Annotated in this window: 15 protein-coding genes; 1 reads left to right on the top strand and 14 read right to left on the bottom strand. The window is 69.3% G+C overall.

The genetic code is table 11. From position 1 onward, the window contains the following. Nucleotides 1-149: 149 nt before the first annotated feature. The 13 genes from Q7X29_RS02255 to Q7X29_RS02195 form a co-directional block, all read right to left on the bottom strand. Complete coding sequence (locus Q7X29_RS02255) at nucleotides 150-1,211, bottom strand: alpha/beta hydrolase (RefSeq protein ID WP_316573149.1); 1,062 nt, start codon at nucleotides 1,209-1,211, stop codon at nucleotides 150-152. Nucleotides 1,212-1,623: 412 nt separating this feature from the next. Continuing rightward, entirely contained in the window at nucleotides 1,624-2,694 is a 1,071-nt protein-coding gene (locus Q7X29_RS02250) for an alpha/beta hydrolase (protein WP_218721226.1), read from the bottom strand. Nucleotides 2,695-2,936: 242 nt separating this feature from the next. Beyond that, complete coding sequence (gene zomB / locus Q7X29_RS02245) at nucleotides 2,937-4,904, bottom strand: flagellar motor control protein ZomB (RefSeq protein ID WP_394358655.1); 1,968 nt, start codon at nucleotides 4,902-4,904, stop codon at nucleotides 2,937-2,939. A gap of 7 nt (nucleotides 4,905-4,911) precedes the next feature. After that, nucleotides 4,912-5,844, bottom strand: coding sequence for a decaprenyl-phosphate phosphoribosyltransferase (locus Q7X29_RS02240; protein ID WP_218721225.1), 933 nt, complete (start codon nucleotides 5,842-5,844; stop codon nucleotides 4,912-4,914). Between the two features lie 26 nt (nucleotides 5,845-5,870). Beyond that, nucleotides 5,871-6,383, bottom strand: coding sequence for a phosphatase PAP2 family protein (locus Q7X29_RS02235; protein ID WP_218721334.1), 513 nt, complete (start codon nucleotides 6,381-6,383; stop codon nucleotides 5,871-5,873). Nucleotides 6,384-6,472: 89 nt separating this feature from the next. Beyond that, nucleotides 6,473-8,425: a glycosyltransferase gene (locus Q7X29_RS02230; RefSeq protein ID WP_218721224.1), complete on the bottom strand. Its 1,953-nt coding sequence runs from the start codon at nucleotides 8,423-8,425 to the stop codon at nucleotides 6,473-6,475. 151 nt (nucleotides 8,426-8,576) lie between these two features. Continuing rightward, the gene (gene glf / locus Q7X29_RS02225; RefSeq protein WP_218721223.1) at nucleotides 8,577-9,794 is read right to left on the bottom strand and encodes a UDP-galactopyranose mutase; all 1,218 of its coding nucleotides are present in this window, start codon (nucleotides 9,792-9,794) and stop codon (nucleotides 8,577-8,579) included. A gap of 81 nt (nucleotides 9,795-9,875) precedes the next feature. Beyond that, on the bottom strand, nucleotides 9,876-10,538 hold the full coding sequence (locus Q7X29_RS02220) for a hypothetical protein (protein WP_316573147.1): 663 nt from the start codon (nucleotides 10,536-10,538) through the stop codon (nucleotides 9,876-9,878). A gap of 22 nt (nucleotides 10,539-10,560) precedes the next feature. Then, nucleotides 10,561-11,193 (bottom strand): hypothetical protein, encoded by a 633-nt coding sequence (locus Q7X29_RS02215; RefSeq protein WP_316573146.1) that lies wholly within the window; start codon nucleotides 11,191-11,193, stop codon nucleotides 10,561-10,563. Nucleotides 11,194-11,244: 51 nt separating this feature from the next. Further along, nucleotides 11,245-11,784, bottom strand: a complete 540-nt coding sequence (locus Q7X29_RS02210) for a hypothetical protein (protein ID WP_316573145.1) — start codon at nucleotides 11,782-11,784, stop codon at nucleotides 11,245-11,247. A gap of 24 nt (nucleotides 11,785-11,808) precedes the next feature. After that, on the bottom strand, nucleotides 11,809-12,234 hold the full coding sequence (locus Q7X29_RS02205; RefSeq protein WP_316573144.1) for a hypothetical protein: 426 nt from the start codon (nucleotides 12,232-12,234) through the stop codon (nucleotides 11,809-11,811). Between the two features lie 332 nt (nucleotides 12,235-12,566). Next, a complete protein-coding gene (locus tag Q7X29_RS02200; RefSeq protein ID WP_218721218.1) occupies nucleotides 12,567-13,325 on the bottom strand; it encodes a MerR family transcriptional regulator in 759 nt (252 codons plus the stop codon). Nucleotides 13,326-13,522: 197 nt separating this feature from the next. Then, on the bottom strand, nucleotides 13,523-14,491 hold the full coding sequence (locus Q7X29_RS02195; RefSeq protein WP_316573143.1) for an EamA family transporter: 969 nt from the start codon (nucleotides 14,489-14,491) through the stop codon (nucleotides 13,523-13,525). A gap of 102 nt (nucleotides 14,492-14,593) precedes the next feature. Between Q7X29_RS02195 and Q7X29_RS02190 the strand changes: the two genes are divergently transcribed. After that, nucleotides 14,594-15,094 (top strand): MarR family winged helix-turn-helix transcriptional regulator, encoded by a 501-nt coding sequence (locus tag Q7X29_RS02190; RefSeq protein ID WP_316573142.1) that lies wholly within the window; start codon nucleotides 14,594-14,596, stop codon nucleotides 15,092-15,094. 134 nt (nucleotides 15,095-15,228) lie between these two features. Here Q7X29_RS02190 and Q7X29_RS02185 read toward each other — a convergent pair whose 3' ends face one another. Continuing rightward, nucleotides 15,229-16,788, bottom strand: a complete 1,560-nt coding sequence (locus tag Q7X29_RS02185) for a SpoIID/LytB domain-containing protein (protein WP_218721216.1) — start codon at nucleotides 16,786-16,788, stop codon at nucleotides 15,229-15,231. Between the last annotated feature and the right edge of the window lie 27 nt (nucleotides 16,789-16,815).

The raw sequence follows: 16,815 nt of genomic DNA, 5'->3' as shown, positions 1-16,815 counted from the left end.
GAACTCGGCCGTATTAAACCGGAGAGCCGGTCCGTCGAGCCGAGCAGGTCAGAACCCGTGAACATCCGGTTCGGGCACGATTCCGGCCGGAAAACAAACGCCCGGTGCACGAATGCACCGGGCGTTCGGGTTGTCGCGAGCGACTGGCGTCAGCCGATGTTGTTCGACATATCCGGGATCATCCGCAGCGCCTCGTCGTTCCAGTTGTTCCAGGCGTGGATGCCGAACGCCGGGTAGGAGTAGGTGACGTTGCGCGCCCCGAGGGTCGCCATCCTGACCTCGAAGGCACGGGTGTTGGCCAGCGCCAACGCTTCCAGGGCCATGCCGTTGACGGTGTTCATGTTCGGTCCGTCGGTACCCGTCGGCAGACCCGACGCCGCGGCGATCCACAGCCGGGTGTTGTTGCCGACTAGATTCGGGGCGAAGACGAACGGGTCCATCCGCAGCCACTGCGGACCCCACGGCGGGGCCATCGAGTCGACGTTGTAGCCGCCCGCGTCCAGCATGGCGACGCGGATGGCCTCGCGCATGCCGGGCGCCGAGATGTTCAAATAACCGGAGAACGCGCCGGCGAAGGAGAACTGGTCCGGGTGGTAGGCGGCCAGCGTCAGCGCCGCCGAGCCACCCATCGACAGACCGAAGACCCCGTTGCGGTTGCGGCTGAAGCCCAGCCGGCCGGCGAGCGCGTTGGGCAGGTCGTTGGTGAGGAAGGATTCCCACTGGTACCGGTAGCTCTTGCCGGGCCCGCCGGAGAGCGCGTTGGCCGCGCCGGAGCCGGAGTTCGGCGCGCCGTTACCCGGAATACCGAAGAATTCGCTGGGCGAGTTCCAGTCGGCGTAGAAGCTCGACATACCGCCGACGGGCATCACCACGTTGATATCCGCCGCGGCGAGCGCATTCGGGATATCCGTTTCGATCTCCCAGCCGTTGAGGTTCTCCGGCGCGCGCATGCCGTCGAGCACGTAGGCGACGCGATTGGTATTGCCGTTTCGCGCGGGGAGAATGCGCGTCTTGATCGGGCCCATCCCGGAGTCGACCCAGAAGTCGAAGGCGGCGGGGTTGAATCCGGCGGAGGCGGGGGCGGCGCCACCCGCGATGACCGTTCCGATCGGCACCAGCAGTGCCATGGATACGCCGGCGGCCCAGCGCCGCGCCCACGATCCGGGGGCTGCGGTCTTCACGGGCCGACGCTTCCAGCGCAGTGTTCGCATTCGACTAGACCTTTCTCAGCTGAACCGACGGCGCAAACCCCGAGCTACACGGTCGGATCCCTCATCGGGCGTCGAAAGCGATCAATCCAGGGCAAAACGGACGAATCAACCTCGACGCATGCTCACTGTGTATGAATCAATGACGAATGCCTACATGTTGCTGGAAAGTGACCCGTAACACAACTCGCGGTGACCTGCCGCACGTGATTCGTCACCGGCTATCACTCGGATCGTGACGAAAACGAACAAATGGCCGCCCGGTGCCTGAGCACCGAACGGCCATTGCCATTCACGACCACCACGGTTTCGGCCGCCCCGGCCCCGCGGAGCGAGACGGAACGCCGAAGGCGCAGTATCGCTCCGCGGGGCCGGGGTCACGAGGCCGAAACCCGCGGCGCCAGCCGCCGAAGAATCAGCCGATATTGGCCGACAGATCCGGGATCATGCGATTGACCTCGGTCTCCCAGTTGCGCCAGTTGTGCACGCCGGTGAGCGGGAAGTCGAAGTTCGCGTTGCCGCCGCCGAGGGTGGCCATCCGCACCTGGAAGGCACGGCTGTTCACCATCGCGAGCAGCTCCAGCGGCACGCCCTGGACGATCTCCATCGGGTTGGAGACGTCACCCGCGCCCGGGATACCGCTGGCCGCCGACACCCACACGCGGGTGCCGTTGGCCACCAGCCGCGGCGCGAAGACGAACGGGTCCATCCGCAGCCACTGCGGGCCCCACGGCGGGGCCATGGCGTCGATGTTGAAGCCACCGGCCGAGACCATCGCGACTCGCATCGCCTCACGCATACCCGGCGCCGAGATGTTCAGGTAGCCGGAGAACGAGCCGGCGAAGCTGAACTGGTCGGGGTGGTAGGCGGCCAGCGTCAGCGCGGCCGAGCCACCCATCGACAGACCGAACACACCGTTGTTGTTGGGGTTGAAGCCCAGCCGAGCCGACAGCGCGTTGCGCAGGTTGCCGGTCAGGTAGCTTTCCCACTTGTAGGTGTTCTTCTTTCCCGCGACCTGGGCGGGCGCGATCGACGAACCCGTCATCGCCGAACCCGTGGCCGCCGAACCGGTCGAGCTGCCGCCCGAACCGGTGTCGAGGCCGAAGAAGTTGCTCGGGGCGTTCCAGTCGGCGTAGAAGCTGGACTGGCCACCCACCGGCATGACGACGTTGATGTTGGCCGCGGTCAGCGCCCGGGCGACGTTGGTGTCGATCTCCCAGCCGCTGAGGTCGTCGCGGGCCCGCATGCCGTCGAGGGCGTACACGACGCGACCGGTGTTGCCGTCGGCCGCGCGGAAGATCCGGTTCTTGATCGGGCCCATCTCGGAGTCGACCCAGAAGTCGAAGCCACTGGGATCGAACGCCGCCGAAGCGGTGCCGGTCGGGCCGGCCACCGCCGCACCGAGCGGTAGGACAACAGCCAGGGAGAGAAGCATCGACCGCTTGAGCCAGCCGGCTCCCCGGGCTCTGAGACGTCCGCCACGCATTCTGTTTTGGGCCTTTCCTCGTGCGGTTCGCGCGGAACCGCGGTTGCAAATGACCGCCGACTTACTACCGGCACACCAGTGCGCCGACGGGCCGTTCCTCGAAGACCATATCGTGACATCGATAGCCTGGCGTTACCGAAAAGTGATTAAGCGGCGAACGCCACTGGGAAACCGCAGGCCAGCGCTGTAACCACTGAGCCCACGGGTAACCCGTGGGCTCAGTGTGACGCATGTGGAGCTTTTCAGCGCGGCGGCTCGGGAAATGGATCCACCAGACCGCATCGCTGGATCTCGTACTTGGGCACCCGGTCGATCCGGTACTTCGCGAAACTCAGCGCATTGCGCAGGTTGTGCTTGAACCGGTCGAAGGTGAGCGGGTCGCGGGTGGAGATCAGCAGCGCCTGCGTTTGCGGGCACGCCATCGCCGCGCGCGCCTGGGTGACCCACTCCTCGTCCATGTACCAGGGCATCCACGGATGGATGTCGACCATGCCCGAGTCGACGACCACCCAGTCCGGGTACAGGCTCTTGTCGTGCCCGATGCGGCCGTCGGCGAGCCGGTCCGAGTGCGCGGCCAGCGGGTAGGCCAGGCCCATCGGATCGATGACGCGCACGCTCAGCGGCACGTTCATGCTCGTCATGCCCAGGTTCAGGAAGTAGACCGTGTGCCCGGCGCCGCCCTCGGGAATCGGCTGCGGCGGCGGATCCAGGTACCAGAACGTGAACGACGGCGAGTTCAGCAGCAGGCCGCCGTTGGGGTTGGCCGCGATGTCGTTGACCATCGCCCGCATGCGCGGGTAGTCGAGGTAGTCCTCGGCCAGGATCGGATGGTCCTTGCCGGTGTTGAGCACGTAGTACACGCGCTCGTCGACGATGCCCGACGAACTGATCTTGGTGCCGGTCTTGATCGCGGTGGTGCTCGCCGCGTACAGCGACCAGCCCGCGGTGCCGAGCAGCGCGACCAGCACGACCACCATGGACCAGTCACGAGGGGTGAACCCCCGCGCCACGCTGTCCGCGTGGTCAGGCGAGCTACCGTCCGCCGGCGCTGACCGACCGAGGCGGGCAGGCAGCCGGATCGGCACGACCGCCACCGGCAACAGCAGCAGGAACAGCTGGGTCAGCAGCATCCGGCCGTGCATGAAGTCGCCGCCGACGCGGATCGCGTAGACGGTGAGCAGCAGGCCGCTGCCCAGCATCAGCGTGACGACCGCGCTCGGCGAGCGCAGCCAGGTCCGGATCGCGGCCACCGACCACCGCGGCCGCACCTCGATCCCGCGCGCCACCGCGGTGACCACCCCGGCGATCAGCAGCACGAGCAGCGGAATCCACAGGTAGTACGGGCCGACGAGGTCCCACAGGTACTTCATGCCCTGGCCCCACTTGGCCCCGCCCGCGTCCTTGGCGACCGCGGTGTTCGGGTAGGGCAGGCCGTAGTAGCCCATCCGCCAGATCTGGTAGGCCACCGGCACGATCCCGGCGACGAACACGATCAGCGCGCGCAGCGCGATCGGGCCGTACCGGAACACCGGCATCGGGGTCAGGAAGATCATGCCGAGCGCGAGCACGCCGATCAGCGTGGCCTCCGGCCGGATCAGCGGCGCGAGACCGGCCAGGAAGACCAGCCCGAGCAGGCTCGGCACGCGCACGACCGCGGCCTGGCTCCACCGGATCATCAGCCACCACAGCAGCCCGACCCAGCAGATCACCAGACCGCTCTCCAGGCCGGAGGTGGCGTAGTCACGGGCGGGCGGCAGCGCGATGTAGACGAGCACGCCCGCCGGGATGAGCAGCTGGCCGCTCGTCCCGCCCCACAGCCGGGCGGTGCCGAGCATGGCGAACACGATGGCCAGCAGCGAGACCGCCAGCGCGACACCGAGCACCACGTACTCGAGCCGCGCCTGGGTCAGCCAGCTGAAGAACCAGACCAGGTAGGTCCACGCGGTACTGGTGTTGGCCTCGACCCGCTCGTCCATGTTGAAGACGGGGCCGTTGCCCGCGAGCAGGTTGCGCACCGTCCGCAACACGATGAGGCCGTCGTCGGCGATCCAGCGCCGCTGCCAGGCACCCACCGCGAACACGACCACGGCGAAGACCACCCCACCGACGAAGGTGGCGCGGGACAGGGTCGCGAAACGCGCGGTCGGACGCGCCGACTGCTCGTCGTCGCGTAGCCGCTCGTATTCGGTTGATTCCTGCTCCGCTACCACGATCTCGTCAGGTGAGATAGACAGCGACACCTACCGCTCCGATCCAGGCAATAGCGAGGAACTGCAGGATGCGGTCCCCCAGCGCGATCTCTTCGGGTTCACCGGCCTCGCCACCGTCGACGTCGACCGCGTAACGCAGGATTGCGATGGTAAACGGGATCATGGAGATCGAGTACCACTGGGTGTCACGAGCCGAGTCCTGCTGGAACGCCCAGAGGCCGTAGAACACCACGACGGCGGTGGCCGCGAGCGTCCAGATGAAGCGCAGGTAGGTCGGCGTGTAGTACTGCAGGGACTTGCGGATCTTCGCGCCGGTCTCCAGCGCGATCTGCAGTTCCGCGTAGCGCTTGCCCGCCGCCATGAACAGCGAACCGAACGCCATGATCAGCAGGAACCACTGCGACAGCGCGATGCCGGCGGCCGCGCCACCGGCGACGGCGCGCAGCAGGAAGCCCGACGACACGATGCAGATGTCGAGCACGGCCTGATGCTTGAGGCCCAGGCAGTAGGCCAGCTGGATCGCGATGTAGATCGCCATCACCACGGCCAGGTGCCAGGACGCCAGGAACGAACCGGCGATCGAACCGGCCAGCAGCACCGCGGCCAGCGCGTACGCCAGGTTGACCGGGACCACGCCCGCGGCGATCGGACGGAACCGCTTGGTCGGATGCGCCCGGTCGGCCTCGACGTCGAGCGAATCGTTGACCAGGTAGATGCCCGAGGCCGCCATGCAGAACACCACGAAGGCGATGGCGACGTGCACGAGCACGCCCGCGTCGCTGATCGCCTCCGGCCCGACGGCCAGCGGCGCGGCGAGCACGAGGACGTTCTTGACCCACTGCCGCGGACGGATGGCCTTGATGACACCGCCGACCAGAGTCTTCGGCGGGCCCTTCACCACGGCCTCGTCGAGGACGGCGGCGGACGGTTCTTCGCTCATCTCAGCCAAGGTTCTTTCGGTTGCGGTCACTGTCGGAGTCTCTTTTCGGCGGCTAGCACGGCGGCTGCCGACGCGGCCCCCAATGCGGAACCGGCGAGCACGTCGGAAGGGTAATGCACCCCGAGCACGACCCGGGAAAGGAGCATCGGCGGCACGAGCACCGCTGGCAAGGGTAGCCCGGTCAGCCTGCCGAGCAACACCGCAGCCGCCGTGGTCGACGTGGCGTGCGAGGACGGGAAGCTCAGCTTGCTCGGCGTCGACACGTTGACCTGCACCGTCGGGTCGTTCGGGCGCGGGCGCCGGACGATCCGCTTGATCACGATCGAGGCGGCGTGCGCGCCGACCGCGCCGACCGCGACCCCGGCCCACTGCCTGCGCCGCGGCTTGTCGACCAGCCAGCCCGCGGCGGCGATGCCGACCCAGCCCAGCGCGTGCTCACCGAAATGCGACATCCCGCGCGCGGCCGAGACCACCGCCGGGTTGGTGCCGATGGTGGTCTGCACGACGTTGATGATGCCGACCTCGAGCGGCACCTCCACGTACTCGCCGTCACCGCAGGCGCAGGCGCACTCGCCGCCGCAGCCCTCTTCGGCCAGTTCCAGTTCGGGCAGTTCCGGGTTGATCGCGTTCACTTCGCGGTTCCATTCAGGCTGTTGTCGTCGCGGCCGCCTTCGAGTCCGAAGACCTTCTCCCACGCCGCCGTACTGGTCAGCTCGGCGTGCGCGGCCCGGTAGCGCTGCTGCATCTCCGGGAAGCGAGCGGTGAGCTCTTTACGCAGGCGCAGGGCTTCCTTGAGCAGCTCGGCGGCCTTGCGCGGGTCGCGCTTGCGGTAGACGACGCCACGGCCGTCGGCGGTCGTCACGGTGACGCCGTCGACCTGCGAGAGCAGGAACCAGCGCGCGTCCAGCGTCGGCACGTTCAGCTGCGGGGTCTCGTGCGCGGCCGGGTCGGCCTTGCGGAAGTTGTGCACCACGCCCTTGGCCAGGCGCGCGACCTTGGCGATCGGGTTGCCCGGCTCGCCGGTCGCGCCGACGCCGTGCCGGTTGGCCAACGGCAATTCGGTCGAGGAGGGCAGCACCACGGCGTCCGGGTACTCCTTGCGCATCGCGTGGATCTTGCCCAGCGCGCTCGGCAGCAGGTCGAACAGACCCTCCGGGCCGGCCAGGAAGTCGCGGATCGCCTCGTTCTGGATGGCGACCGTCGAGTACTCCAGGCACAGCAGGTGCTTGAGAGTGGCCTTGACCGTGTTCACGATCATCGGCTTGCCGTCGCCGGGCAGGTGCAGCGAGGCGACCACGAGGCGGTTGCGCAGGTGGAAGTACGCCTGCCAGTCGATCGCGTCGTCCTTGTCCGACCAGGCCATGTGCCATACGGCCGCACCCGGCAGGGTGATCGTCGGGTAGCCGGCCTCGCGGGCGCGCAGGCCGTATTCGACGTCGTCCCACTTCAGGAACAGCGGCAGCGGCTGACCGATCTGCTCGGCCACCTGCCGCGGGATCACGCAGGTCCACCAGCCGTTGAAGTCGACGTCGATGCGCCGGTGCAGCAGCTTGGAGTTGTCGCGATCCTTGAGCGGGTACTTCGAGAAGTCGTGGTCGTACTCGACGTTCGGCGCCGAGGACCACATGAAGATCCCGCGGTCGACGACCTCGCCCATGCTGTGCAGGTGCGAACGCTCCTGCAGGTTCAGCATCTGCCCGCCGACCAGCAGCGGCGACTTGGCGAACCGGGAGAACGCCAGCGCGCGCAGGATCGAGTCGGGCTCGATCTCGATGTCGTCGTCCATGTAGACGATGAACTCGGCGTCGGTCGCGAGCGCCTCGTACATGACGCGGCTGTAGCCGCCGGACCCGCCCAGGTTGGGCTGGTCGTGGATGCTCAGCCGGTCACCGAGGGTCGCGGCGGCCTCGGTGAAGCCGGGCTCGTCGACGACCTTGCGGTTGCCCTGGTCGGCCACGATCACGGCGGTGACATTGCCGAGCACCAGCGGGTCCGAGCCCAGCGCGGCCAGCGTCTTGACCAGGTCGGTGGGCCGGTTGAAGGTGGGCATGCCGACCGCGATGGTGCCGGTGCCCGGCGCCTCCTGCGGGGCGTACCAGCCGCCGGCCAGCAGCGTCACCGCCGTGTCGGTGGTGATGTCGAACCAGATCCAGCCGCCGTCCTCGAACGGGCCCAGATCGGTCTCGAACTCCACGAACACCGAATCCGCGCCCTGCGCGACGGCGAACTCCTTGCCCTGCACGTGGATGCGCGAGCCGTCGGCCTTGGAGCGGTACACGTCGACGCGGCCGTGCCCGGCCAGCTCCAGCCGCAGCACCACCGAGTTCAGCACGCTCCAACGCCGCCAGTAGCTGGCGGGCAGCGCGTTGAAGTAGGTGCAGAACGACACCTCGGACTCGGCGCCGATCGAGAGCGCGGTCCGGCTGGTGGCGTGCGCGCGGCGCGCGTTGGTGGTGGATTCCTCCAGGTAGAGGGTCCGCACGTCGAGTGGCTCGCCCGGGCGCGGCAGGATGATCCGCTGTAGCAGCGCCTTGGCGCGCGTCTCGGTGGTCACGTCGTCGAGCACCGGCTGCGCGCTCACACTGCGTCCTTTCTGGCGTGCTCGGGCGCCCTGCGTTGTTACGCGGGCCGCCTCCTCCGGGCGCTGACCGCTCACGACTCCACCTCGCCGGCGCTCGGTTCCGTCGTGCGCGGTGCCGCGCTGTGCTTGTGGTTCACTCGCCAAGGCTCGCTCACGCCGGGTCCACCAGTGCCGCGCCGGACTCCAGGTGCGGACGCAGCACGTTCTCGAACATGCTCAGCGCCGAACCGATCGCCATGTGCATGTCCAGGTACTGGTAGGTGCCGAGACGGCCGCCGAAGAGCACCTTCTTCTCGGCGGTCTCCTTCTTGGCGAGCTCGCGGTAGGCCAGCAGCTTGGCGCGGTCCTCGGGAGTGTTGATCGGGTAGTACGGCTCGTCGCCGGTCTGCGCGAAGCGGGAGAACTCGCGCATGATGACCGTCTTGTCGGTCGGGTAGTCGCGCTCGGGGTGGAAGTGGCGCGGCTCGATGATGCGGGTGTACGGCGCGTCGGCGTCGTTGTAGTTCATCACCGAGGTGCCCTGGAAGTCGCCGATCTCGAGGACTTCGGTCTCGAAGTCGATCGTGCGCCAGCCCAGCTCGCCTTCGGAGTAGTCGAAGTAGTGGTCCAGCGGGCCGGTGTAGACGATCGGCGCGTCCGGGCTGGCCGCGACCAGTTCGTCACGCACGTCGAACCAGTCGGTGTTGAGCCGCACGTCGATGAGCTCGGAGGCGGCCATGTTCTCCAGCCACTTCGTGTACCCCTCCTTGGGCAGGCCCTCGTAGGTGTCGTTGAAGTAGCGGTTGTCGAAGGTGTAGCGCACCGGCAGGCGGGTGATGTTGCCCGCGGGCAGTTCCTTCGGGTCGGTCTGCCACTGCTTGGCGGTGTAGTCGCGCACGAACGCCTCGTAGAGCGGACGGCCGATCAGCGAGATCGCCTTCTCCTCGAGGTTCTGCGCGTCGGCGGTCTGCACCTCGGCGGCCTGCTCGGCGATCAGCGCCTTGGCCTCCTCGGGGGTGAAGTACCGGCCGAAGAACTGCGAGATCAGGCCGAGTCCCATCGGGAACTGGTAGGCCTGCCCCTTGTGCAGCGCGAACACGCGGTGCTGGTACCCGGTGAACTCGGTGAACTGGGTGACGTAGTCCCACACCTTCTTGTTCGAGGTGTGGAACAGATGCGCGCCGTACTTGTGGATCTCGATGCCGGTTTCGGGCTCCGGCTCGGAGTAGGCGTTGCCACCGAGGTGGTAGCGGCGGTCGATCACCAGCACCCGCTTGCCCAGCAGGTTCGCGGCGCGCTCGGCGACGGTCAGGCCGAAGAAGCCGGAGCCGACCACGATCAGGTCGTAAGCAGAATTATCGGAGTTACCCGGGGACGATGCGACGGTCACGGGTGCCCAGCGTATCGGAAGACGCCGGATTGTCCCGGCGGAGTCACCGACCTGCCCCTGAGCTGGGGTGATGCCACCGGCCTACCGGGCGGGATGATTCCGCCGTCGTGTCCAGGTCGCCGCCGCCGAGATCGGCAGGAGGGCGGTCAGGGGTAGGGCGAGGAGCAACCCGCTCCAGGCGATCCACGGTTCGAGCTGGTTCCCGTCGGCTGTCAGTACGTCCATCCCCTCGGCGTACTGCGACAGGTAGATCGCCGCGAGCGCGAAGACGAGTGCCCGGCTGTACCCGATCTGCTGGGCGAGCAGCAAGCCACCGATCCCCCAGAGCAGTACGAAGACCACGTTGCCGCCGGCCTCGCTCGAGATCTGCTCACTCGTCCCGGACCCGGCATGGGGCGCCGCCGCCCACAGGAATCCGTTGATCGCGGCGATCGCCGACAGGACGGCGAGGAGCAGCGCCAGCGTGCCCATCGTCCGGTGCAGCGGCACCCCCGAAGCGTCGGGACGACGGCGGCGCTCGAGGCGCGGGACCGGCGCCACCCCCTGGCGAACCCGGCCCGCGTCCTGCCACGGCTGGACCGCCTGTGGCACGGAGTACGGGTCGGCCCGAGGCGAGAGCCACCACTCCCCGTTCCCCGCGCCGGAAGCGCGGTGATCAGGGCCGGACAGCACCGCCGGTGCCGAGAGCGGCGAAAACTGCTGGGCGACACCTTCGTTCGGACCGTGGCCGGACGGATGGCTCATGCGTGTTCCCCCTGGGCGCGCGTCAGTAATACGGGTAGGGAGGGTACGCGGGCTGACGAGCCGCGCGGATCCAGCGGCCCGTGGACGGGGCGGAAGCGCAGACGAGGATCAGCAGTGGGACGCAGGTGGCGACGACACTGCCGGCGACCAGGCCCGGCGGTGCTCCTTCGCTGGCCGAGACCGCGACCGAGATCGCGCTGATCAGCAGGCCGATCGTGGACAGGATGATCAGGATGACCCGGCCGGCGGTCTTGCGGCGGAACAGCAGGATCGAGCCGAGCAGCCACAGCAGGGCCGGGACCGCGGCGATCGCGAGGCCGGCGATCGTGCCTGCGCGGGCGTCGTCGCTGCGGCTGGATTCGGTGCTCAGCTCGGCGGCCGCGATCACGCCGAGGCCGATCAGCGCGACCAGCGAGATCAGCAGGGAGAGCAGGGCCGCGGTGATACCGGTGCCGCCGCCCGCCCGCTGCGGGGCGCCGTAAGCCGGTGCACCGTAACCGTATTCGTAGCCGGGCGCGGCATAGGGCTGCTGCCCGTACCCGTACGGCTGCGCGGCGTAGCCCTGCTGCGCGTAGGGATCGGCCGCGTAGCCGGGTTGCGCGTAACCACCCGCGTACGGGTCGTGGCCCTGCTGCGGACCATACGGGTATCCCATGGTGTCCCCCTCCGAAAACGAGCGCGGCGTAGCGCCGCTGACCTGCCGAAACTATACGGCCGAACCGACCGCCCGCTCGGTCCGAGCGTAGGCCGCCGTCCACGGCAGCACCGCGGGCACCAGCACCAGCGCGCCCAGCGCGACGGCCGCCAGCGCGGCCGCCCAGCTGTGGTTCACGATCGCCGTCACGGCACCGGGTACCCCACCGAACCCGATCGGAATCGAACGAACGACCGACTCCTCGGCGAACCAGTGGATGCCGTACTCGGAGTCGTAATTCACCAGGGTGGCCAGCAGACCCAGCGCACCGAGCCCGATCTGCGCGCCGCCCGCGACGATCAGCACCCACCGGCCGGTCTCGTCGCGACGGGCCAGCAGCATGCCCCCGTAGCCGAACGCGAAGGCCGCCACCAGGGCGCCGAGAGTGGTGAACAGCGTCAGCGAGTCGTCGAGCCGTTGCGGCGCGTCCAGGAAGGCGCGCACCAGGATCAGGGCCCCGAGCAGATTCGCCACGGCGGCCACGCCGGCGCAGCACACGGCGACGATCACCGCCACCTCACCGACTGTCGACTTCGTTTCCCGCACGACCATGATCAAAACCTATCCCCTGCCGCGTTACCGCGTGATGGTCCAGCGCCGCGTCGGCTCGATCACGCTGAGCACCAGGATCACCACGTTGAGCGCGAGCCACCAGTCCAGCGGCCCGAACCGCAGCCCGTGCCCGGCGCCGTTGAGTACGACGACCAGCAACGTCGCTCCGCTCATCGCGCCCGTGATGGCCACCAGAATCCGCCTGCCGAGCATCCGCCGCCGCAACAGCAGCACCGCCCCCAGCAGATACAGCACCCCGAGCCCGCCGACGATCCCCGCACCCGCGTAATCGAGCTCGATCTCGCGCCCGAATGCCCGCACCAGCGCCGTCGCCGTGCCCACGATGATCCCGGCACCCCCGACCAGCACCCCGAGCCACCCCGCCACCAGCGCGGTCACCGCGCGAGAAGGCCGCTCGGGCTCCACCTGATCCACCACTGTCCCCTGCACGTTGTCGTCGTCGCCGTCAGTTATACGGCGAAACGCCCGATCCGGCGTGGTTCGCGTGGTCCACCCAGCGCTGCGGGGAGCCCGCGCGGCCCGCCGGAGAGAGCGCCGAGACCGGTGCGTACCGCCACGAGTCGGGGTGACCGGCCCGGATGCGGTCGCGGCATCTGCCCGATGGCGGCGGAAACCCCTGCGGGCCATGGTGATTGTTCATCGCTTCCCTTCGCGACCGCACCGGCACCGGGCAGCCTACGACGCCGAAAGCCGCGGCCGGGCGGGTGGCGTCCGGACGCGGCTGTCCTCTAGTTCCCGGTGCGGGGCCGGATAAACCGCGATCAGGCGTTTCGGCCCGCGACGTAGGCGCGGAAGGCCTCACGGATGTACTCCGCGGTGCCGTCGCCGTGCACGTCGTAGTTCTGCCGGAACCGCGGGTCGGCGACGTACATCTCGCCCAGGTTGAGCAGGTATTCGTCGGTCACCGGGCGGCCCTGGGTGCCGTCGCCGAGCCAGGCGCGGTGCCTGGCGACGATCGCCTGGACGGTCTCGCCCGCCACCGGCAGGCCCGCGGCGTGGGCCTTGCCGAAGTCGGCGGCGATGTCGAGCTGGGTCTGCTGGAACGACTTCTTCTCGGCATCGCTCAGTGAGCGCCACCAGCGGTCGCCGCTCTCGTAGGCCTCCTTGCCCCACCGTTCGGTGACCTCGTCCTTGTACTGGGTGTGGTCGAAGCCGTCGAAAACCTCTGCGGCCATGAGTGGTTCACCTCTTTCGGTCTTGCGCAACGTGGTCGACACCGATTCGATCTGGCGCGCGATCCGATCCTGTTGCTGCCGAAGCAGTTCCAGGTGGGTCCGCAGTGCGCCCGCGGTGTCCTGTTCCCCGGCGAGTACCTCGGCGATCACCGGAAGGCCGAGGCCGAGTTCGCGCAGCAGCAGGATGCGCTGCAGGCGGATCAGGGAGCTCTGGTCGTAGTAGCGGTAGCCGTTGGCGCCGATCCGGCTCGGTTCCAGCAGCCCGAGCTGGCCGTAGTGGCGCAGCGTGCGGCTGGTGGTGCCCGCGGCTTTCGCGAGGTCCTGGATGGCCCATTCACCCGCCATGACCTGCCCCTTTCTCGTCGGTGTTCCCAGTCTGCAAGTTGACGCTACGTCAAGGTCAACCCCGAAAGTCAGAATCCGATCTCGACGGTGTCGCGCTCGGCGGCCTGCGCGCGAAAGCCGCGCACCCCCTGCCGGTCCCGGCCCTCGCCGAGGACCAGTTGATGCAGGCGATGCGCGGCCGACCGTGCGCCCCGGGTTCAGCGGGCGACCGAAACCTTCTCCGGCGCAGGCAGAACGGCGATCTTGGTGATGGTCGCCCGCGCGGGCACCGGCTCGGCCACCGTCGCCGGCGCGACCTTCGGCGGAATCTGGCCGAGCACGGTGCCGCCGAGCGCGATCGCCAGGCCGAGGACCTGCGGCGGAGTCAGCGCCTGCCCGAGGGCGAGCCAGCCGATCACCGCGGCCGACATCGGGCTCAGCAGACCGAGGAAGGCCACCGACGTCGCGGGTACCCGCGAGATCCCCCGGAACCACAGCCAGTAGGCGAGCGCCGTGCCGATGACGCCGAGGTACAGGTAGCCGCCGACGGCCTGCGCGTCCATCGCGGGCGGCGCGCCTTCGATCAGCACGGCGAGCGGCAGGATGAACAGGCCGCCCGCGGTCAGCTGCCAGCCGGTCATCGCGAGCGGACCGACGCCCTCGGGACGTCCCCACTTCTTGGTCAGCACGGTGCCCGCCGACATCGACGCCGCACCGGCCAGCCCGGCGACGACACCGATCGTGTCCAGCTCGGCATCGCCGCGCAGCACGACCAGCGACACCCCGGCGACGCCGATCAGCCCGGCGATCACCTTGCGCCGCGCCGGCGCCTCCGACAGCAGGACCGCGGCGAAGCCGAGCGCGAACATCGGCGCCACCGCGCCGAGTACCCCGGCCACGCCGCCCGGCAGCCGGTAGGCCGCCAGGAACAGCAGCGGGAAGAACGCGCCGATATTGAGAACGCCGAGCACCGCGGCGCGACCGAGCCACCTGCCGTGCGGCAGCACCCTGGTCAGCGCGAGCAGGGCCAGACCGGCGGGCAGGGCGCGCGTCAGCGCGGTGAACAGCGGCCGGTCCGGGGGCAGGAACTCGGTGGTGACGGCGTAGGTGGAACCCCAGACGATCGGGGTGAGAGCGGTGAGCGCGAGGGTGCCCGCGTAGCCGGTCGGGCGAGTAGCCGTCGTCATGTTCACTCCTGATTGATAATCTCAACATTGAAATATCTACCCGGCGGGATGCCTCATCGTCAAGTAGATGAACGTTAAGATTTTCAATAGAGAGGGATACGCATGCGGGACGCCGTCGATCTGATCACCGAGCACTGGGGGGTCGAACGACCCGATGTCGACGTGTCACCGATGGCGATCGTCGGCCGGATCACCCGGCTCTCGCGCGTCCTCGAACAGGACCTCAAACGCTTCTTCGCCGGTCACGGACTGGAATTCTGGGAGTTCGACGTGCTCGCCACGCTGCGCCGCTCCGGCGGCGACACCGGCCTGACCGCGGGCTCGCTGAACCGGGCCGCGATGGTCACCTCCGGCGCGATCACCAACCGCATCGACCGCATGGCGGCCAAGAACCTGGTCCGCCGGGTGCCCTCGGCCGACGACCGGCGCTCGGTCTTCGTCCAGCTCACCGACGAGGGCAGGGAACTGGTCGACCGCCTCCTGCCCCTGCACATGGACAACGAGCAACGCCTGCTCGCGGCGCTGGGCACCGAGGACCGCGAACAACTCGCCGGGCTCTTGCGCACCCTGGCCATCGGCCTGGACGACACCACCCTCGACTGACCCCGGCCGCTACCCGTCGTGGGACACCCGGCGGTCATGGCCGGATCGGCGACGCGCCCCGGCAGCCCGGTTCGCCGAGCCCAGGCGCACCTGGCCGTCCGCCGGATCGACGCGGTCTCGACCGTCCCGGGCCGCTACTCGCCGTCGTGGATTCCCGGCGCGGTAGCCGGGCCGTGGGGCACGGGTGCCGGGTTCCGCGGCCCGGCAGCGGGAACTTGCTGACCGGTAGCGGGATCCACCGAACCACGCGGCGCGGCAACAGGATTCGCGGGTGCGTGTGGCGTGGCAGCGGGATTCACCGGACCGTGCACAGGTCCGACCTGGTCACCACCCGCGGCGGCCTGTGCCGGTACGGACGCCTGAGTCCCCGGCGCGACACCGCCGGGCGCCGTGCCCTCCGGCGTCGTCACCTTCGGCTGACCCGACGCCGACGGCGGCAGCTGATCGCCCACCTCCGGCACCAGCTGCAACAGCGTCGAGAAGTCGACGACCTGGGCGCCGAGCGTCTTGGTCGCCACGATCACACCGTTGGTGTACAGCCGATACGTGCCTGCCCGCTGCGGCAACATCATCTCCGGCCCGATCGGCGCCCCGATGGTGCTGTCCGGACCGCCGATCCGCCGGTACTCGGTGTCGATCGCGGTCTCGCCCGCGAGCGCCTCGATGGTCGGATCGGGGCGGGTCGGGGCGGTGGGCGCCGTCGGCGCGGGCGCGGTTTCGACCAGGTCGCCGGGCGCGGGGCCCACGGCGAAGGTCTCGATATCGGCCGGGCGGCCGCCGTCGGGCGCGGCGGAGTACTCCGAGCGCAGGATCAGTCCGTCGCGCAGCAGCACGGTGCCCGCGGTCGCCGCGACGGCCTCGGTCGTGCGGGCGTCCTCTTTCACGGTGCCGGGATACACCTGGCAGTCGGTGGTGTCGCAGGTCTGCGCGTAGTCGTAGCGGTTCTCGGCGAGCGCGTAGGAACGGGCCGCGATCGCCTGTGCGCGCAGCGCTTCGAACGCGCCCTGATCGGCCCAGTTCGCCTGCATCTCGGCGGGTAACAGGCCGGCGAGGTAGTCGTCGAGGTCGACCTGGTTGACGGTCCGGTACGCGCCGCCTTCCAGCGCGACCCCGAGCGCGCCGCGATAGGCGGTGCCGCCGCACAGCGTCAGGTGTTCGGCGGCGGGTCTGCCCGGCCCCGGATCCAGCGGGTAGACGAACGGGTCGTCGGTCGCGGTCTGCCACAGCACTTCGCCGTCGCAGCCCGTGGTCACCACGACGTTCGCGCCGCCGTCGGGTAATGGGGTGAGGTGGGCGGCCTCGCCCGGGCCGATCATCCGGCCCGCGACCTGCGCGCCCGCGGCGGCGAAGGTGTCGAGGGTGGCGTCGTCCTGGGCCTGCAGCCGGACACCGATCGTGGTCGGCCCGACCTGCCCGAGCTCGGCGCCCGGGTAGTAGTGACCGAGGATCTCCTCGGCGGACCAGCCCTCCCTGGCGCTGTCGAACGCGCCGACCTGGCTCATCCCGCGCCCGTGGCCCGCGCCCACGGTCGGGGCGACCTGGCCCGGCAGGATCTGCCACAGCCCGAACGCGCCGGTCAGCGCCAGCGCGGTGCCACCGACCAGCAACGGCAGCGGGGCAGTCTTGATCATCGGCACGGCGCGGCGCCTGGTGCCGCGGCGGGTACTGCGGTTGATCTTGGTGTCCGCTCTCATACTGCGCTCCCACGGTGTCGCGATTCG

It is taken from the genome of Nocardia canadensis, assembly GCF_032656385.1.
GTDB lineage: Bacteria > Actinomycetota > Actinomycetes > Mycobacteriales > Mycobacteriaceae > Nocardia > Nocardia canadensis.
Note: the sequence above shows the minus strand (reverse complement) of the source record. Positions and strands in the feature narration are given on the sequence as shown.